The sequence below is a fragment of the Kitasatospora sp. NPDC058032 genome, from assembly GCF_042885845.1.
In the GTDB taxonomy this organism is placed as follows: Bacteria; Actinomycetota; Actinomycetes; order Streptomycetales; family Streptomycetaceae; genus Kitasatospora.
Window position 1 is genome coordinate 198,776 of sequence record NZ_JBHVRK010000012.1, and the last position, 19,941, is coordinate 218,716.

Genomic DNA, 19,941 nt, shown 5'->3' on the forward strand with positions numbered 1-19,941 from the left:
AGGGCGACAGGAGACCCCGATGCCGGAGATGTCCGAAGAACTCGACCAGATCGCCATCGTCGGGATGGCCGGCCGCTTCCCCGGCGCCCCCGACGTCGACACCTTCTGGAGGAACCTGGAGGAGGGCCGGGAGTCGATCGCCGCGCTCTCCGAGGAGGGGCTCCGGGCGTCCGGGGTGGACCCCGAGGTGTCCGGCCGGGACGGCTACGTACGGGCCAAGGGGGTGCTGGAGGGCGCCGACCGCTTCGACGCGGCGTTCTTCGGCTACAACCCGCGCGAGGCCGAGATCATGGACCCGCAGCACCGGGTCTTCCTGGAGTGCGCCTGGGAGGCGCTGGAGTCCGCCGGCTGCGTGCCGGAGGCGTTCGAGGGGCGGATCGGGGTGTTCGCCGGATCCGGCATGAACACCTTTCTGCTGCACAATGTGACGGCCAACCGGCGGGTCTTCGACTCGGCGGGCCCGTACCAGACGCTGCTCGCCTCCGACAAGGACTTCCTGGCCACCCGGGTCGCCTACAAGCTCGGCCTGACCGGCCCGGCGCTCAGCGTGCAGACCGCCTGCTCCACCTCGCTGACCGCCGTCCACCTGGCCTGCCAGAGCCTGCTCAACGGCGAGTGCGACATCGCGCTGGCGGGCGGCGTGTCGATCGGCTCGCCGCTGGAGCAGGGCTACGCGTACGAGCCGGGCGGCATCCTCTCCCCCGACGGCCACTGCCGGCCGTTCGACGCGGCGGCGGGCGGGACGGTGCCGGGCAACGGCGCCGGCGTGGTGGTGCTGCGCCGGCTGGCCGACGCCCGCCGTGACGGCGACACCGTGGACGCGGTGGTGCTCGGCTCGGCGGTCAACAACGACGGCTCGCTGAAGGCCGGGTACACCGCGCCGAGCATCGACGGCCAGGCCGCGGTGATCGCCGAGGCGCTGGCGATGGCCGGCGTGACGGCCGACTCGGTGGGCTACGTGGAGGCGCACGGCACCGGCACCGCGCTCGGCGACCCGATCGAACTCGCCGCGCTCACCCGGGCGTTCCGGGAGTCCACCGACGCCACCGGCTACTGCGCGATCGGCTCGGTGAAGAGCAACATCGGCCACCTGGACGCCGCCGCCGGGGTCGCCGCGCTGATCAAGGCGGTGCTGGCGCTGCGGCAGGAGGCGATCCCGCCGTCGCTGCACTTCACCAAGCCCAACCCCGAACTCGACCTGGAGTCCGGCCCGTTCTTCGTCAACGACCGGCTGCGGCCGTGGCCGCGCGGCGGCGGTCCGCGCCGGGCGGGGGTCAGCTCCTTCGGCATCGGCGGCACCAATGTGCACCTCGTCCTGGAGGAGGGCCCGGACCCCGATCCCGCGCCGTCCGCGCCGCCGGTGTCCGAGGAGGACGGCGCCCCCGTCCTGCTGCCGCTGTCCGCGCGGAGCGCGCAGGCCCTCGCCGAGGGCGCCCGGCGGCTCGCCGACCACCTGGAGGCGCACCCCGCCACGCCCCTGGCCGACCTCGCCCACACCCTGGCCCACCACCGGCGCGCCTTCGACCGGCGCCACGCGGTGGTCGGCCTCGACCGGGCGCGGACCGTGGCCGCGCTGCGCGCCGTCACCGCCGCCGGTACGGCCGAGGCCGCCGACCGGGCCCCGGTCGCCTTCCTCTTCCCCGGTCAGGGCACCCAGTACGTCGACATGGCCCGCGGCCTGTACCGCCGCGAGCCGGTGTTCACCGCCGAACTCGACCGCGCCGCCGAACTGTTCGCCGCCGAGCTCGGCGAGGACCCGCGCGCGCTGCTGTTCCCCGCCCCCGGCGCGGCCGAGGCCGCCGAGGAGCGGCTGACCCGCACCGAGTTCGCCCAGCCGGCGCTGTTCCTGGTCGAGTACGCGCTGGCCCGGCAGTGGGAGGCCCGGGGCGTGCGGCCGGACGCCATGGCCGGCCACAGCGTCGGCGAGTACGTCGCGGCCTGCCTGGCGGGCGTGTTCTCGCTGGAGGACGCGGTGCGGCTGGTGGCCGCCCGGGGCCGGCTGGTCCAGGCGATGCCCACCGGGTCGATGCTCACCGTGTTCCTGGCCGAGCGGGACCTCGCGCCCTGGCTCGGCGAGGACCCGGACCTCGCGGTGGCGGCCGTCAACTCCAGCGAGCTGAGCGTGGTCTCCGGCCCGGCCGGGGCGGTGGACGGCCTGGAGCTGCGGCTCAAGGCCGCCGGCGTCCCCTGCCGCCGGCTGCACACCTCGCACGCCTTCCACTCCGCCGCCATGGACGGCGCGGTCGGCCCGCTGGTCGAGGCGGTCCGCGCGGTGCGGCTGCACCCGCCGCGGATCCCGTTCTGCTCCAACGTCACCGGCACCTGGATCACCGACGAGGAGGCGACCAGCCCCGAGTACTGGGGCCGCCACCTGCGCGCGCCCGTCCGGTTCGCCGACGCCGCCGCGCTGCTGCTGGCCGACCCGTCCCGGGTCCTGCTGGAGGTCGGCCCCGGGCACACCCTCGGCGACTTCGTCCGCCGCCACCACGCCTGGCAGGAGGGCCGCACGGTGGTCACCTCGCTGCGGCACCCGCACGAGCGCGAGGACGACCGGGTGCGGCTCGCCCGGGCGCTGGGCGCGCTGTGGAGCGCCGGGGTGACCGTCGACCCCGCCGTGCTCGGGCCCGCCACCGGCCGCGTGCTGCGGCTGCCCGGCTACGCCTTCCAGCGCGAGCGCTACTGGGTCGAGCCGGACCGGGGCACCGCCGCCGTGGCGCAGCGGCCGGCCGGACCGGTGCCGGTCGAGGACTGGTTCCGCACGCCGGGCTGGAAGCGCCTCGCCCCGGCCGCCGGGCGTCCGGTGCGCGAGGGCGAGCCGCTCTGGGTGGTGCTCGGCGACGGCACCGGCCTCGGTGCCGCCCTGGCCGACCGCCTCGCCGGGCAGGGCGCCGCCGTGGTCCGGGTCGGCGCCGACGACGGCTCCGCGCGCAGCGACGGGCTGCGCGTCCCCGCGCTGCTCGCCCGCGGCGAGCACTCCTGGACGCTGGACCCGGCCGATCGCGCGCAGCTCGCCGAGCTGCTCGGCGCGCTCGACCTCCGCAGCGCCGGCTCGCTTCGGCTGGTGCACGCCTTCAGCCTCGCCGACGACGCGCCCGACGGCCCGACCGGCGGCACGACCGACGGCACGTCGGCCGGCCACGTCCTGGACGAGGCGCGGCTGGCGGCGGCCCGCCGGCTCGGCCTGGACAGCCTGAGCGCCCTCGCCCAGGCCGTCGAGGACGCCCGCCCCGGCCTGCCGGTCACCGTCGACGTGCTCTGCCGGGGCGTGCACGCCGTCACCGGCGAGGAGCCGCTGCGCCCCGAGCAGGCGCTGCTGACCGGCCCCTGCACGGTCGTCCCGCAGGAGCTGCCGGACGTCGACTGCCGGCTGCTGGACCTCACCGGCACCGACCCCGACGCCCCGGCCGAGGAGGCGGTGCGCGCCCTGCACGCGCTGCTGCTGCGCGACCCGGACGAGCGCGAACTCGCCCTGCGCGGACGGCACTGGTGGGTCCGCGATTTCGACGCCCTGCCGCTGGCCGACGCCGACCCGGCGGCCGACAGCCCGGCGCAGCTGCGCGACGGCGGCGTCTACCTGGTCACCGGCGGGCTCGGCGGCGTCGGCCTGGCCCTCGCCGAACAGCTGGCCCAGGGCTGTGAGGCGCCCGTCCTCGGTCTGCTCGGCCGCTCCGACTTCCCCGCCGAGGACGCCTGGCCGGACTGGCTGGAGACGCACGGCGAGCAGGACCCGACCAGCGTCCGGATCCGCCGGCTCGCCGGGCTGCGCGAGCGCGGCGCCCGGATCGCGGTGCTGCGCGCCGACGTCACCGACGAGTCGGGGCTGGCCGCCCGGCTGGCCGAGCTGCGCGAGCGGTTCGGCCCGTTGAACGGCGTCGTGCACGCCGCCGGGGCACCGTCGGCCGGGATGCTGGCCCGCCGCACGCCGGCCGAGGCGGACGGCGTGCTGGCGGCGAAGACCGTCGGCACCCTGCTGCTGGACCGGCTCTGCGCGGACGACCCGCTGGACTTCCTGCTGCTCTGCTCCTCGGTCAGCGCCGTCCTGGGCGGGCCCGGCCAGAGCGACTACGGCGCGGCCAACGCCTTCCTGGACGCCTTCGCCCAGTGGCGGCGCGCGCAGGGCCGCCCGGTGACCTCGCTCGGCTGGGGCACCTGGGAGGGCGTCGGCATGGCCGCCGGACTCACCGCCCGGCCGGGCGCCGCCGGGGCGGAGACCGGGCACCCGCTGCTGCGGCTGGTCCGCTCCGAGGGCACCACCCGGGTCTACGAGACGGTGCTGTCCACCGCGGACAGCTGGATCGTCGACGACCACCGGCTGATGGGCCACGGCCTGGTGCCGGGCACCGCCTACCTGGAACTGGTCCGCGCCGCGCTGGCCGGGCAGGCCGGCGGGCGCGAGACGGAGCTGCACGACGTGCTGTTCATGACGCCGGTGATCGTCCCCGACGGGCAGCACCGGACGGTGTACACCACGGCTGAGGAGCACGAGGGCCGCACCCGGTTCACCGTCCGCAGCCGCCCCGCCGAGGGCGCGCCCTGGCGCGAGCACGCCACCGGCTCGGCGTCGTTCCACGAGCGCGGCCCGGACACGGTGCGCGACCTGGCCGAGGTGGAGGCCCGCTGCGAGGTGACCGAGGTGCTGTCGACCGAGGCGGAGATCCGCAGCCGGCTCGGCGTGGAGCGCTTCGAGGAGGGCGGCGGACCGCTGCAGTTCTGGTTCGGGCCGCGCTGGCAGGTGCTGGAGACGATCCGCACCGGCGGGCGGCGGATGCTCGCCACCCTGCGGCTGGACGACGCCTTCCTCGCCGACCTGGAGGCCTACCCGCTGCACCCGGCGCTGCTCGACATGGCCGGCGGCGTCTTCCGGCTGCACGCCGAGGACCCGTACTACCTGCCGCTGACCTACCGCTCCCTGCGGATCCTGTACCCGCTGACCGGCACCGTGCACGTCGCGGTGGAGATCCGGCACCCGGCCGGGTCGACCGGCGAGACCCTCAGCTGCGATCTCGAACTCCTTGACCCGGACGGCCGGTTGCTGGTGCGGGTGACCGACTTCACGGTCAAGCGGATCAACGACGTGGACGCGCTGCTGGAGCAGATCGCGCAGACCGTCGCGGAGGCCGAGTCGGCGGGCGGCGACACCGCCGACGACGCCCCGCGGCCGGAGGCCACCGGGGTGCTCGCGGCGCTCGGCGAGGGCTTCGGCGAGCCGGACGGCCGGGCGGCCTTCGCCCGGGTGCTGGCGCAGGCCGAGCTGCCGGCCCACCTGGTCGTCACCCCGCAGGACTTCGACGCGCTGCGCCGGCTGGCCCGCTCGATCACCCCGGAGCTGCTGGCCCGGGAGCTGGAGCAGCTGGCGCCGCTGGGCGGCAGCCACCCGCGCCCGGACCTGGCGACCCCGTTCGTGGCGCCGGCCACCGAGCAGGAGGAGGCCGTCGCCGCGCTCTGGCGGGAGGTGCTGGGCGTCGAGGAGGTCGGCGTGGACGACGACTTCTTCGCCCTGGGCGGCCACTCGCTGGCGGCCGTGCAGATCAACACCCGGATCCAGAGCCGCTTCGGGACCGAACTCGACCTGCGGGACTTCTTCCACTCCCCCACCGTCGCGCACACCGTCCGGCTGCTGGCCGGAGCCGGCGGCGGCGACCGCGGGGAGGCCATCGAGGCCCTGAGCCGGGACGATTCCGTCGAGCTCCACGGCCTCGAAGCGCCGGACGACCCGGACGGCCCGGACGCCGCGGCCGACCTGGCCGGGCCGGCCGCCCTGGACGGGCTCGACGACCTGGACGACCTGGACGGCCTGTCCGACGACGAGGTGGAGGCCCGGCTCCAGGCCCTGCTCGCCGAGGAGTCCACCGACCTGGGGGACCAGGAATGAGCACCCGCGACACTCACGAGGACGGACCCGCGATGACCACCCCCGACCCGTCGGCCCTGTCCGCCGCCGAGAAGCGGGCCCTGCTCGCCGAGCGCCTGCGCCGCAAGCAGGCCGCCGCCCGCCCGCGCCGGCACCGCTTCCCCGCCTCCTTCCCGCAGCAGCGGATGTGGTTCCTGGACCAGCTGACGCCCGGCGACACCGCCTACAACGTCTGCGGCGCCACCCGGATCCGCGGCCCGCTCGACCTGGAGCTGTGGCGGCGCGCCGTCTCCGCCATCGCCCGCCGCCACGAGGCGCTGCGCACCACCTTCCGCGAGGTGGACGGCGAGCCGGTGCAGGTGGTCACCGAGGGCGCCGAGCCGGAGTTCGCCGTCGTCCGCTGCGAGCACCTGGCCGGGCCGGACGGCGAGGAGGGCGTGCAGGCCCTGGCCCGGGAGGAGTTCGCCCGCCCGTTCGACCTGGCCACCGGCCCGCTGGTGCGGATGCGCTTCCTGCGCCTCGCCGCCGACGAGCACGTCCTGCTGCTGACCATCCACCACATCGCCGGCGACCTCTGGTCCACCTCGGTGTTCCTGGACGAACTCGTCGCGCTCTACGGCGGCTACGCCGGCGGCACCGAGGCCACGCTGCCCGAGCTACCGGTGCAGTACGCCGACTACGCGGTCTGGCAGCGCAAGCGGCTGGAGGGCGACGGGGCGGCGGGCGACCTCGCGTACTGGACCGAGGCGCTCGCCGGGGCCCCGGTCGCCCTGGAGCTGCCCGCCGACCGGCCCCGGCCGGCTGTGCGGACCACCCGCGGCGGCTCCCGCCCGTTCGCGCTCTCCGCCGAACTGATGGACCGGGTGCGGGAGTTCAGTCGGGCCGAGGGCGTCACCCCGTTCATGACGATGCTCGCGGCCTTCCAGGTGCTGCTGCACCGCTACAGCCGGGAGGAGGACGTCGTCGTCGGGGTGCCGGTCGCCAACCGGGGCCGCCCCGAGGTCGAGCGGCTGATCGGCTACTTCGCCAACATGCTGGCGCTGCGCACCGACCTGTCGGGAGCGCCGTCCTTCCGGGAGCTGCTGGCCCGGGTGCGGCCGGTCTGCCTGGGTGCCTTCGCCCACCAGGAGCTGCCGTTCGAGCGGCTGGTGGAGGAGCTGCACCCGCAGCGCGACCTCTCCCGCACCCCGGTGTTCCAGGTCTCCTTCGTCTACCAGAACATCGCGATGCCCTCCTTCGAGGTGGCGGGACTGCACCTGGAGCCGATGGAGGTGGCGAGCAGCACCGCCCGCTTCGACCTGGAGCTGCAGGTCTTCGACCGCCCGGAGGGCCTGAACGGCCGCTTCGAGTACAACAGCGACCTGTTCGAGGCGGCCACCGTCGACCAGCTCGCCGGCCATCTGCGGCTGCTGGTGGAGCGGCTGCTCGCCGACCCGGACCGCCCGGTCGGCGAGCTGCCGCTGCTCTCGGCCGACGAGGAGCGGGAGCTGCGCGAGCGCGGGAACGACACCCGCCGGGAGTGGCCCGGGCCGGGACCGGTGCACCACCGCTTCGCCGAGCAGGCCGCCCGCACCCCGCAGGCCGAGGCGGTGCGCTGCGGCGCCGATGCGCTGAGCTACGCCGAGCTGGACGACCGCTCCGCCCGGCTGGCGCACCGGCTGCGGCGGCACGGCGTCGGCCGGGACGTCCTGGTGGGCGTCTGCACCGAGCGCTCGGTGGACCTGGTGGTGGCACTGCTGGCGGTGCTCAGGGCCGGCGGCGCGTTCGTCCCGCTGGACCCGGAGTTCCCGCCGGAGCGGATCGCCTTCATGCTGGCCGACTCCGGGCTGCCGGTGCTGCTCACCCAGCGGCCAGTGGCCGAGCGGCTGCCCGCGTCCGGCGCCGAGGTGCTCTGCCTGGACGAGCTGAGCGCGGAGCTCGCCGCCGAGCCGGCCGGCGACCCGGGCGCGCCGGTGGACCCGGCGGACCTCGCCTACGTCATCTACACCTCGGGCTCGACCGGGCGGCCGAAGGGCGTGCAGGTCCCGCACCGGGCGCTGACCAACTTCCTGCGCTCGATGGGCGAGCGGCCGGGCCTCACGGCCGAGGACACCCTGCTCGCCGTCACCACCCACTCCTTCGACATCTCGCTGCTGGAGCTGCTGCTGCCGCTGGTGGAGGGCGCCCGGGTGGTGGTCGCCGAGCGCGCCGCGGCCGCCGACGGCGAGCGGCTGGCGCGGCTGCTGGCCTCCTCCGGGGCGAGCGTGATGCAGGCCACCCCGTCCACCTGGCGGATGCTGCTGGACGCGGGCTGGCGGGGCGCGCCGGGCCTGAAGGTGCTGGCCGGCGGCGAGGCGCTGCCGGACGGACTGGCACGGCGGCTGCTGGCCGGCGGCATGGAGCTGTGGAACATGTACGGGCCGACCGAGACCACCATCTGGTCGGCGGTGGCCGAGGTCGGCGAGGGCCCGGTCTCGATCGGCGCGCCGATCGCCAACACCGAGCTGCACGTGCTGGACGAGCGGGGCCGGCTGGTGCCGCCCGGGGTGCCCGGGGAGCTGTGCATCGGCGGCGCCGGCCTGGCCCGGGGCTACCTGGGCCGGCCGGAGCTGACGGCGGACCGGTTCGTGCGGCACCCGTTCGACCCGGACCCGGCGGCGCGCCTCTACCGCACCGGGGACCTGGTGCGCCGACGCCGCGGCGGGGGCATCGAGTTCCTGGGGCGGCTGGACCACCAGGTGAAGCTGCGCGGCTTCCGGATCGAGCTGGGCGAGATCGAGAGCGAGCTGGCCGCCCGCCCGGAGGTCGGCCACGCGGTGGTGACGGTGCGCGAGGACGTGCCCGGGGACCAGCGGCTGGTGGCGTACGTGGTGCCGGCCGCCGACGGCGTCGACAGCGACGGCGGCGGCGGCCCGGCCGAGGAGTGGACCGACCAGGTCGACGAGTGGCGCCGGATCTGGGACACCGCCTACGACGAGCCGGAGGACGCCCCGGAGGCCCCCGCCGCAGCTGCCCTTGCCGTTGCCGTTGCCGGGATCCCCGGCGAGGACCTGCGCGGGTGGAACAGCAGCTACACCGGCGAGCCGATCCCGGCCGGGGAGATGCGCGAGTGGGCCGACCGCACCGCCGAACGGGTGCTGGACCTGCTCCCGCGCTCGGTGCTGGAGATCGGCTGCGGCACCGGCCTGATCCTCCAGCGGGTCGCCCCGCACACCGAGCGGTACTGGGGCACCGACATCTCCGAGGTCGCCCTGGACGGCCTGCGCACGGTGGTCGACGCCGCCGCCGGCGCCTTCGGCGAGGTCGCCCTGCACGCCTGCCCGGCCGACCGGCTCGACCGGCTGCCCGAGCGGCTCTTCGACGTCGTCGTGCTCAACTCGGTGGTCCAGTACTTCCCGGACGAGCGCTACCTGCTGCGGGTCGTCGAGGGCGCGCTGGCCCGCCTCGCCCCGGGCGGCTCGCTGTTCCTCGGTGACATCCGCAGCCTGCCGCTGCTGTCGGCGTTCCATCTCTCGGTGCAGGAGGCGCACGCCGAACCGGGCCTGCCCGCCGCCGAGTTGCTCGCCCGGGTGCGCCGCCGGACGGAGGAGGACGAGGAACTCGTCTTCGACCCGGAGCTGTTCACCGCCCTGCCCCGGCGCTTCCCGGCGATCACCGAGGTCCGGGTGCTGCCCAAGCGGGCCGCCGCCGCCAACGAGCTGACCCGCTTCCGCTACGACGTCGTGCTCACCACCGGCCGGCCCGCCCCCGAGCCCGCCCCCGCCTGGCTGGACTGGACGGCCGAGGGCCTGACCGTGGAGGCGCTGCGCGAGCGGCTGGCCACCGGACGGCCCGCGCTGCTGGCCGTCCGCGCGGTGCCCAACGCCCGGCTGCGCGACCTCGCCGACACCCTCGGGCAGCCGGCGGCGGCCGGCACCCCGCCCACCGAGCGCCCGGACGCCGTGGACCCCGAGCAGCTGTGGGCGCTCGGCGAGGCCACCGGCTACCGGATCGACCTCGACTGGTCCGGCCACGGCCCCGACGGCGCGCTCACCCTCGTCGCCCGCCGCACCGGCGCCGACGGCACGCCCGTCCATGCCCTGCCGCGCCTCGCCGAGGTCCCGCCGCAGGAGCCCGACTGGGGCCGCCACGTCAGCGGCACCCGCCGTCGGCTGACCCGCCGGCTCGTCCCGGTGCTGCGCGCCGCCCTGGCCGAACGGCTGCCCGGCTACATGGTCCCCTCCGCCTACGTCCTGCTCGACGCCCTGCCGCTGACCCCCAACGGCAAGACCGACCGCAAGGCGCTGCCCGCCCCCGACGGCGAGCGCCGCGACCTCGCCGCCGCGTACGTCGCCCCGCGCGACGAGCGCGAGGAGGCGCTGTGCGCGCTGTTCGCCAAGGTGCTCGGGGTGCCCGCGGTCGGCGTCCACGACAGTTTCTTCGACCTGGGCGGCCACTCGCTGCTCGCCACCCGGCTGGTCTCCCAGATCCGCTCCGCGCTGGGCGCCGAGGTGCAGGTCCGGGCGCTGTTCGAGACCCCGACGGTGGCCGGGCTGGCCCGCCACCTGGCCGGCGGCGGCCCCGGGGGTGACGGCGCCGCGCCGCCGCGCCCCGAACTGGCGCCCGAGGCCCGGCCCGACGAGCTGCCGCTCTCCTTCGCCCAGCGCCGGCTCTGGTTCCTGGACCGGCTGGAGGGCCCGTCCGCCACCTACAACATCCCGATGGCGGTCCGCCTGAGCGGCCCGCTGGACACCGCCGCGCTGCGTTCCGCGCTCGCCGACGTGGTCGAGCGGCACGAGGCGCTGCGCACCGTCTTCCCCGACACCGCCGGCGTCCCGCGCCAGCACGTGCTCGGCCCCGCCGCCGGGCAGGCCGCGCCGGCCGTCACCGAGGTGCCCGAGGCGGACGCGGCGCCGGCCGTGCTGGCCGCCGCCCGCCACCGCTTCGACCTGGTCCGGGAACTCCCGGTGCACGCCGAGCTGCTGGTGCACGGCCCGGAGCGGCACACCCTGGTCCTGGTGGTGCACCACATCGCCGCCGACGGCTGGTCCGTCGCCCTGCTCGGGCGCGACCTGGCCGTCGCCTACGCCGCCCGCCGCGACGGCCGCCGGCCGCGCTGGGCGCCGCTGCCGGTGCAGTACGCCGACTACACGCTGTGGCAGCGCCGGCTGCTCGGCGACCAGGACGACCCGGACAGCACCTGGAACCGTCAACTCGCCTACTGGCGGCAGGCACTGGACGGCCTGCCGGAGCGGATCGCGCTGCCCGTCGACCGACCGCACCCGGCCGGGCCGAGCCGGCGCGGCGGCACCGTGGCGCTGCGCTGGGACGCCGGGCTGCACGCCGCCGTCGCCGGGCTCGCCCGGGCGCACGACGCCAGCGAGTTCATGGTCGTGCACGCCGCGCTGGCCGCACTGCTGCACCGGCTGGGCGCCGGGGAGGACGTCCCGGTCGGGGCGACCGTCGCCGGACGCACCGACGCCGCCACCGAGGAACTGATCGGCTTCTTCGTCAACACCCTGGTGCTGCGCGTCTCCGCCGCCGGGCGCCCGACCTTCCGGGAGCTGCTGGCACAGGTCCGCGAGCGCGGCCTGGACGCCTACGCCCACCAGGAGGTGCCGTTCGAGTTCCTGGTGGACGCCCTGCGGCCGGCCCGCTCCACCGCCCACCACCCGCTGTTCCAGGTGATGCTGGCCTGGCAGAACGTCCCCGACGCGGTGCTCGGCCTGCCGGGCCTGCGTGAGGAGGTCCTGCCGGTGGACACCGGCGGCGCCCGGATGGACCTGGTGTTCTCACTGACCGGCCGCCGCACCCCGGGCGACGGCGCCCCGGCCGGGATCGACGGGGTGATCGAGTACAACGCCGACGTCTTCGACCCGGCCACCGTGGAGCTGCTGGCCGAGCGGCTGCGCCGGATGCTGCTGGCGGTCTGCGCGGCACCCGGGCTGCCGATCGGCGAGGTCGAGCTGCTCGACCCCGAGGAGCGGCAGCGGCTGCTGACCGGCTGGAACGGGGCTTCGCGTGCGCTGCCCTCCGCCACCCTGCCGGAGCTGTTCGAGGCGCAGGTGGCCCGCACCCCGGAGCGGCTCGCGGTGCTGGACGCCGAGCGGGAGCTGACGTACGCGCGGCTGGACGCGGAGGCCAACCGGCTGGCCCGGCTGCTGATCGCCCGCGGCGCGGGCCCGGAGCGGCCGGTGGCGGTGGCGCTGGCGCGCTCGGCCGCCTCGGTGGTGGCGATGCTGGCCGTGGTCAAGGCGGGCTCCGCCTACCTGCCGGTGGACCCGGACTACCCGGCGCAGCGGATCGCCTTCCTGCTGGAGGACGCCCGCCCGGTGCTGCTGCTGACGGACGGGCGGTCGGTCGGCGCGCTGGCGCCGGGCGAAGTCCCGGTGCTGGTGCTGGACGGGCCGGAGGTGGCGGCCGAGCTCGCCGGGCACCCCGCGACCGCGCCGACGGACGCCGACCGCAGCGGGCCGCTGAGCCCGGCGAACGCGGCGTACGTCATCTACACCTCGGGTTCCACCGGCACCCCCAAGGGTGTCGTGGTCACCCACACCGGCATCCCGGGCCTGGTCGCGGCGCAGGCCGAGGGCTTCGGCCTGGACGAGGGCGCCCGGGTGCTGCAGTTCGCCTCGCCGAGCTTCGACGCCTCGGTGGCCGAGCGCTGCGACGCGCTGCTGACCGGCGCCGCGCTGGTCGTCGTCCCGAAGGAGGAGCTGCTCCCGGGCGAGCCGCTGACCCGCACCTGCGAGCGGTACGGCGTCACCAATGTGACGCTGCCGCCGAGCGTGCTGGCCGCCGTGCCGGAGGGCGGGCTGCCGACCGGGCTGTCGCTGGTGGTGGCGGGCGAGTCCTGCCCGGCCGCGCTGGCCGACCGCTGGTCGGCCGACCGGCGGATGGTCAACGCCTACGGGCCGACCGAGACCACGGTGTGCGCCACCCTGACCGGGCCGCTGGTGCCCGGCGACGGCGTCCCGCCGGTGGGCCGGCCGATCCCGGGCGCCCGGGTGTACGTGCTGGACGACGAGCTGCGCCTGGTGCCGCCCGGGGTGCCCGGCGAGCTGTTCGTGGCGGGCGCCGGGCTGGCCCGCGGTTATCTGGGCCGGCCCGGTCTGACGGCCCGCCGCTTCCTGCCGGACCCGTACGGGCCGCCCGGGGAGCGGATGTACCGCACCGGGGACCTGGTGCGGTGGCGGGCGGACGGGCAGCTGGACTTCCTCGGCCGCACCGACCACCAGGTGAAGGTCCGCGGCTTCCGGATCGAGCTGGGCGAGATCGAGTCGGCGCTGTCCGCGCTGCCGGAGGCGGCCCAGGCGGTGGCGGCGGTCCGGGAGGACCAGCCGGGCCGGCGCGCCCTGGTCGGCTACGTCGTCCCCCGTCCGGGGGCGGCGCCGGACCCGGCGGCGGTACGGGCCGCGCTGGCCGCGCAGCTCCCGCCGTACCTGGTCCCGGCCGCGGTGGTGGTGCTGGCGGAGCTGCCGCTCACCGCCAACGGCAAGGTGGACCGGGACCGGCTGCCGGCGCCCGAGTTCACCGCGGCCACCGGCTCCGACGCTCCGCGCACCCCCGCCGAGGAGGCGCTGTGCGCGATCTACGCCGAGGTGCTGGGCCTGCCGGAGGTCGGGACCGGGGACAGCTTCTTCGACCTGGGCGGCGACAGCATCCAGGCGATCCAGGTGGTCTCGCAGGCGCGGACGGCCGGGCTGGTGATCGGCGCGCGCGACGTGTTCGCCCACCCGTCGGTGGCCGCGCTCGCGTCGGTGGCCGTGCCCGCGCAGGACGCGGCGGGCGTCGAGGACCTCGGGACGGGCGAGATCGGCCCCACCCCGATCACCGAGTGGCTGCGCGAACTGGACGTTCCCATCGATGAGTTCAGCCAGCAGGCGGTGCTCGCCGTACCACCGGGCGGGGAGCTGGACCTGCCGCGGCTGGCCGCCGTGCTGCAGGCGCTGGTCGACCACCACGACGTGCTGCGCTCCCGGCTGGCCGCCCGGGCGGACGGCCGCTGGGTGCTGCACGCCGGACCGGCCGGCTCGGTGCGGGTCGCCGACCACCTGCTGCGGGTCGACGCCGAGGGCCTGGACGCGGCCGAGCTGCGGGCGCTGACCGCCCGCCAGGCCGCCGCCGCCCGGCGCCGGCTGGACCCGCGGGCCGGGGTGATGCTCCAGGCGGTCTGGCTGGACGCCGGGCCGCACGGGCCCGGGCGGCTGCTGCTGGTGCTGCACCACCTGGTGGTGGACGGGGTCTCCTGGCGGATCCTGCTGCCGGACCTTCGGGCCGCGGGCGAGGCGGTGCTGGCGGACCGGCCGGTGGTGCTGGCCCCGGTGGGCACCTCGGTGCGCCGCTGGGCCGAGCTGCTGGCCGAGGAGGCCGCAGATCCGCACCGTCTGGCCGAACTTCCCTCCTGGCAAGGCCTGTTGGCTGACACCCCGGCGCTGATCCCGGATGCCGCCGGGCCGTCCGGGGGCACCGGCCGGCTGGTCCTCACGCTGCCGCCCGAGTCCACCGCCCCGCTGCTCGCCGCCGCCCCCGGTGCCTTCCACACCGGTGTGCAGGAGGTGCTGCTGGCGGCGTTCGGCATCGCCTTGGAGGAGTGGCGCCGCCGCCGCGCCCCGCACGGCGCGCCCGACGGCGGGGTCCTGGTCGCCGTGGAGAACCACGGCCGCCAGGAGGACCTCGCCGAGGGCGTCGACCTGTCCCGCACCGTGGGCTGGTTCACCAGCGTGCAGCCGGTGCGGCTCGCCGCCGGCCCGCTCGGCTGGCCGTCGGTCGAGAACGCGGGGCCCGAACTGGCCGCCGCCGTGGTCCGGATCAGGGAGCAGCTGGCCGACCTGCCCGGCGACGGGCTCGGCCACGGCCTGCTGCGCCGCCTCAACCCGCGGACCGCCCCCGAGCTGGCCGCGCTGCCCGCCCCGCAGGTGGCGTTCAACTACCTCGGGCGCTTCGCCGGCACCGGCCCGGACACCCCCTGGGCGCCGGTCACGGCCGACGCGGCGCTCGCCCTGGGCGCCACCGACACCGGCAGCGGGGCCGACGCTCCGGCAGAGCTGCGGACCCACCCGGTGGAGCTGAACGCCGTCAGCTACGACGGCCCCGACGGCCCGCGCCTGGCGGCCGGCTGGACCTGGGCGGAGGGGGTGCTGGACGAGCCCGCCGTGCGCGAGCTGGCCGAGCTGTGGTTCGCCGCGCTCGCGGCCGTCGGCAGCTGCGCCGCCCTGCCCGGCGCCGGCGGCCCGGCGCCCGTCCGCCCCCCGGCGGCCCGACGGCATCCGGCCCGCCGGGCCCGGCCCGCGCTTCGCGGCGGCGCCGTCCCCCGGGCCGACCGCACCGGCGGTGTGCCGCTCTCCTTCGCCCAGCTGGACATCATGCACCAGCCGGTCGACCCGGAGGCCTCGCACCACAACGTCATCACCGCGACGGTGCTGACCGGCACCCTCGACCCGGCGGCGCTGCGCGACAGCCTGGACGCGATCGTGGCCCGCCACGAGGCACTGCGCACCCGGATCACCGAGGACGGCGCCGGCTCCTGGCACCAGCTGACCGACCCGTCCGGTGGCTGGCCGCTGGCCGCCGTGGACCTGCGCGACGAGCCCGCGGCGACCAGGACCGAGGCGCTGCGGCGGCTGGTCGGGGCCGAGGTGGACCGCCCGTTCCGGCTGGCCGAGGGCCCGCTGGTGCGGGGCACCCTGGTCACCACCGGCCCGGACACCTGGGTCCTGGTGCTGGTGCTGCACCACATCGTGGTCGACCTGTGGTCGTACGCGCTGCTCGGCCGGGAACTGCGCGAGCTGTACGCGGCCCGGGTGCTGGGCCACGAGCCCCGGCTGCCCGAGCCCGCCGTCCAGTACCCGGACTGGGCGGCCTGGCAGCGGCGGCGGCTGGCCGACGGCGAGCTCGACGAGCACGTCGCCCACTGGGAGGGGCTGCTCGCCGACCTGCCGGAGCTGCCGCGCTTCGAGGCGCCCGAGCACCAGAAGGCCGACGCCGTCGAGGGTTACACCAGCGGCTTCGTACTGGAGCCGGAGATCACCGCGGCCCTGAAGGAGGCCGCGCAGCGCGAGGGCACCACCCTGTTCATGCTGCTGCTGTCCGCCTTCCACCTGCTGCTGCAGAGCTACGCGGACAGCGACGCCGATCTCGCGGTGGGCTTCCCGCTGGCCGGCCGGGAGCACCCGCAGACCGAGCAGATGATCGGCTTCTTCATCAACCCGGTGGTGGTCCGCCCCCGCCCGGCCGACGACGCCACCGTGCGCGACCTGGTCACCGCGGTGCGCGCGGGCGTCCTGGACGCCCATCTGCACCAGGAGGTCCCGCTGCGCTGGCTGCGCCGGGACGCCGGGGAGGACCGCAACCCGCTGCGGCTGCTGTTCAACCTGCTCAACGTCGCCGGCGAGCCGCTGGACCTGCACGGTCTGAGCGCGGCGCCGCTGAACCTCAACGTCGGCGACGCCGAGGTGATCCCGGAGCTGATCACCGAGATGCGCCCGCACAACGCGGACCTCTACCTGATGATGCACGAGTCCGAGGCCGGACTGCGCGGCCTGTGGCTGTACGCGCCGGACCGCGTCGACCCGCGTTCGATGGCCGCCATGATGCGCCAGTGGCCGCTCGTGCTGGACCTGTTGACCCGCCACCCCGACCTGCCGCTCACCGAGCTGCGCCACCGCGTCCTGACCTCCCCGCTCCCCCGACCGGAAGGCACCCGATGAACCGCACGGCCACCCCCGTCGCGCTGATCACCGGCGGCACCCGCGGCATCGGCCGCGCCACCGCCCTGCGGCTGGCCGAGGACGGCTACGACGTCGCCCTGTGCTACAGCAGCGACGCCGAGTCCGCCCGCACCCTGGAGAAGGAGCTGCGGGACCTCGGCCGCGCCGCCTACGTCCGCCGCACCGACGTCGCCGACGCCGCCGCCGTCCGCGAGCTGGTCGACGGCGCCGAGGACGCCCTCGGCCCGGTCACCGCGCTGGTCGCCTCGGCGGCGATCCTGCGCGACACCCCGCTGCTGCTGATGGAGGACCAGGACTGGCAGGACGTCCTGCAGGTCAACCTCAGCGGCGTCTACCACGCCTGCCGCGCCGTGATCGACGGCATGGCGCTGCGCCGGCACGGCGCCATCGTCACCCTCTCCTCGGTCGCCGGGGTCTGCGGCAACCCCGGCCAGACCAACTACGCGGCGACCAAGGCCGGCATCATCGGCTTCACCCGCTCGCTCGCCCAGGAGGTCGGCCGCTACGGCATCCGCGCCAACGTGGTCGCCCCCGGCTACATCGACACCGACCTGGTCGCCGACCTGCCGGAGGAGGCCGTCGAGCAGTCCCTGGACCAGGTCGCGCTGCGCCGCCTCGGCCGCCCCGAGGAGGTCGCCGACCTGGTGGCCTTCCTGCTCTCCGACCGGGCGAGCTACCTCACCGGCGAGGTCGTCCGCATCGACGGCGGCTTCCGCTGACCGTCCTCCCCCCGCCGTCAGGAGCCCCGATGTCCCACTCCCCCGCCGCCGCCCACTGGACCGTGCTGGTCAACGACGAGGACCAGCACGCCCTCCACCCCGCCCACCTCCCCACCCCCGCCGGCTGGCACCCCACCGGCTTCACCGGCACCGAGGACGCCTGCGCCTCGTGGACCGACACCCACTGGGCCGACCTCCGCCCCCTGTCCCTGCGCCCCCGCTCCGGCTCCGGCTCCGGCTCCGGCTCGGCGGGGTAGCCCACCTCCACCGCACATCGCCGGACGCCGCTCGGCCGGCGTCCGGCGATGTGCGGTCAGAGGAGGTAGGGGTACAGCTCCACCTTGTCCACTTCGACGCCGATCTCCACCCAGGCGCTGTCCGGCGGTGGCGGTGAACCGACGTCGAACAGCACCTGCGAGTCGCCCAGTTCAAGGACAGCGGCGCCGTCTCCGGTCAGCCGGAGCCGTCCTCGCAGGACGACCCGGCCGGCCTCCTCGCGTACCCCCGGTTCGGCGAGTTCGGCCGGCCACGTGTTGCGGCCCCAGAGGAGGTTCGCGTCGACGGCCCATTCGATGCGGTGCCTGCCAACCGCGTCCTCCACGCCACCGCGCCACACCGCCGTGGCGCTGCCGACAGGCGTGTGCACCCGGACCCTCGGAAACCCCGACGGACCCGGCGGCGGCAACGCGGTACTCACCGACTCGGTCTTCACCAGCACACCCCGATCATCCACGACCCGGCCCACCCGACCGTCCCGCCCGGGTCGCCCCGGACGATCACCTGACACCGGCCCCTCCGTCGGCGGCGGTCGGCCGGGCGTGCGAGTCTGGGCCCGTGCTGATCGCGATGGCCGGGCTGCCCGGTGCGGGAAAGAGTTCGGTGGCCGAGGAGTTGGGGCGGAAGCTGGCCGCTCCGGTCGTGTCGGTGGACCCGATCGAGGCCGCGATGTGGCGGGCGGGGGTGACGCGGAGCCAGCCGACCGGCCTCGCCGCGTACGTCGTGGCCGAGACCGTGGCCGACGGCGTGCTGGCCCTGGGCCAGAGCGTGATCGTCGACGCCGTCAACGCGGTGGAGGAGGCTCGGGCGCAGTGGCGCGCCCTGGCGTCCCGCCGCGGCGTGCCGGTGAGGTTCATCGAGGTGGTGTGCTCGGATCCGGCGGTGCACCGCCGGCGGCTCCAGGGCCGGTCGCGGGGGATCGAGGGCTTTCCCGAGCCGACCTGGGAGGCGGTGGAGCGGCGGCGGGAGGAGTTCGCTCCGTGGGCCGACCACCGGCTGGTGCTGGACAGCGTGCTCGACCCGTCCCGGAACACCGCGACGGCCCTGGCGTACCTGGCCGCGGTCTCCTGACCGTCAACGGCGGACCGTGTGCCAAATCCGCTTGCGGCGGCCGGAGCCCCTCTGACACGGTGCGGGTGTCCGTGACACCTGCGAGGTTCCCTTGACGATCTACTTCTACGGCGCCGACGAAGTCCCCTACGGATGCTTCTCGAACTTCTCCGATCACGGCTTCGACCTCGACGGGTTCTGGTGGCCGAGCTCGGAACACTACTTCCAGGCACAGAAGTTCAAGGGCGCCCGCCACGCGGACCTCGTCCGGCGCGCAAGCACGCCGCTGCGGGCGGCGGAGCTCGGCCGCGACCCGTCCGGACCTCTGCGGAGGGACTGGGAACGGGTCAAGGACGACGTGATGCGCCGCGCGGTGGACGCCAAGTTCCGCGCGCACGCCGACATCCGCGCCCTCCTGCTGTCCACCGGTGACGAGGAGATCGTCGAGGACACCACCACCGACCACTACTGGGGCCGGGGCAGAACCGGGAACGGCAGGAACATGCTCGGGCGGATCCTGGTCCGCACCCGCAGCCGGTTGAGCGCCGAACCCCCCGAAACCGGCCGACCCGGTCGGGGCGGTTCCCCCGGGCGACGGTGATCCGACGACCATGTTCAGCATCACCGTGTCGCGGGCGCTCACCGTGGCCGACGTGGTCGCCACCTTCGTGGAACTGGCCCCACCTGGCGCGCAGTTGGTGGTGCAGCCCCCCGGAGCCGACGTTCCGGACGACGTCGGAAGCCTGTGGGCGAGCCTGGAGCCCACCGAGGATCCGGCGTGGCCGCTCGGCCTCGTGGTGCACGTCCACGCGTTCGACCTCGGACCCCACCCCGACCTGCGCCTCGCGCAGCACATCGGAGAACGATTCGGCCTGGACGTCCTGTGCGGCGCCCACCCGTCCCTCGTCGACGTCGACCCCCAGGATCCGTACTACGCCCTGGCACTGGTCGCCGGCCGATGGTTCCTCGCCAGCACCGCCCACACCCGGCTCATGGGGCCGTACAGCGTGCGCGGCGCCGACGGACTCCTCCGGGAGGAACCGGGCGACGAGCCCGTCGAACTGCTCCGGCAGGTCGTGGTCGAGGCCGGACCATCACCGTCGCCGCATCCCGCCTGAAGGCCGCCCCACCCGGCTGCCGCCCGCCTTCACCGAGCTCCTGCGCGCCGTGTTCACACCCGCCGGTTCCGCCGCCGCCAGGGCGCGGACCGCGATCCTGTGCGGCGACGTGGCCGCCCCGCGCGACGCCGAGACGTACTGGCGCGACATCGAACGCGCCCGCCCCGCCCACCCCGGAGAACCGGGAAAAGGGCCTGGGTCTTGGGCGCCGCCCGGCGGCGCGCCGGGCGGAGGGACAC

General features: G+C 76.1%; 8 protein-coding genes. 7 read left to right on the plus strand and 1 reads right to left on the minus strand.

What is annotated here, in order from left to right:
• Positions 1-19 precede the first annotated feature (19 nt).
• Genes ACFVUH_RS21010 through ACFVUH_RS21025 form a run of 4 tightly spaced genes read left to right on the plus strand, consistent with a single transcriptional unit; the run spans position 20 to position 17,515 of the window.
• Positions 20-5,872, plus strand: coding sequence for an SDR family NAD(P)-dependent oxidoreductase (locus ACFVUH_RS21010; RefSeq protein WP_387914851.1), 5,853 nt, complete (start codon positions 20-22; stop codon positions 5,870-5,872).
• Positions 5,869-16,518 carry an amino acid adenylation domain-containing protein gene (locus ACFVUH_RS21015; protein WP_387914852.1) on the plus strand — a complete coding sequence of 3,550 codons (10,650 nt, stop codon included), beginning with the start codon at positions 5,869-5,871 and terminating at the stop codon, positions 16,516-16,518. Before ACFVUH_RS21010 ends, ACFVUH_RS21015 begins: the two co-directional genes overlap by 4 nt.
• Entirely contained in the window at positions 16,515-17,258 is a 744-nt protein-coding gene (fabG, locus tag ACFVUH_RS21020) for a 3-oxoacyl-ACP reductase FabG (protein WP_355368216.1), read from the plus strand. Before ACFVUH_RS21015 ends, fabG begins: the two co-directional genes overlap by 4 nt.
• 29 nt (positions 17,259-17,287) lie before the next feature.
• A complete protein-coding gene (locus tag ACFVUH_RS21025; RefSeq protein WP_387914853.1) occupies positions 17,288-17,515 on the plus strand; it encodes an MbtH family protein in 228 nt (75 codons plus the stop codon).
• A 56-nt stretch (positions 17,516-17,571) separates the two neighbouring features.
• On the opposite strand, the gene ACFVUH_RS21030 is transcribed toward ACFVUH_RS21025, so the two are convergent.
• Entirely contained in the window at positions 17,572-17,976 is a 405-nt protein-coding gene (locus ACFVUH_RS21030) for a hypothetical protein (RefSeq protein ID WP_387914854.1), read from the minus strand.
• Between the two features lie 116 nt (positions 17,977-18,092).
• On the opposite strand from ACFVUH_RS21030, the gene ACFVUH_RS21035 reads away from it, so the two are divergent.
• The 3 genes from ACFVUH_RS21035 (at position 18,093) to ACFVUH_RS21045 (ending at position 19,702) form a co-directional block, all read left to right on the plus strand.
• Positions 18,093-18,605, plus strand: a complete 513-nt coding sequence (locus tag ACFVUH_RS21035) for an AAA family ATPase (protein WP_387914855.1) — start codon at positions 18,093-18,095, stop codon at positions 18,603-18,605.
• A 91-nt stretch (positions 18,606-18,696) separates the two neighbouring features.
• Complete coding sequence (locus tag ACFVUH_RS21040) at positions 18,697-19,185, plus strand: NADAR family protein (RefSeq protein WP_387914856.1); 489 nt, start codon at positions 18,697-18,699, stop codon at positions 19,183-19,185.
• A gap of 10 nt (positions 19,186-19,195) precedes the next feature.
• Entirely contained in the window at positions 19,196-19,702 is a 507-nt protein-coding gene (locus tag ACFVUH_RS21045) for a hypothetical protein (RefSeq protein ID WP_387914857.1), read from the plus strand.
• The last annotated feature ends 239 nt before the right edge of the window (positions 19,703-19,941 follow it).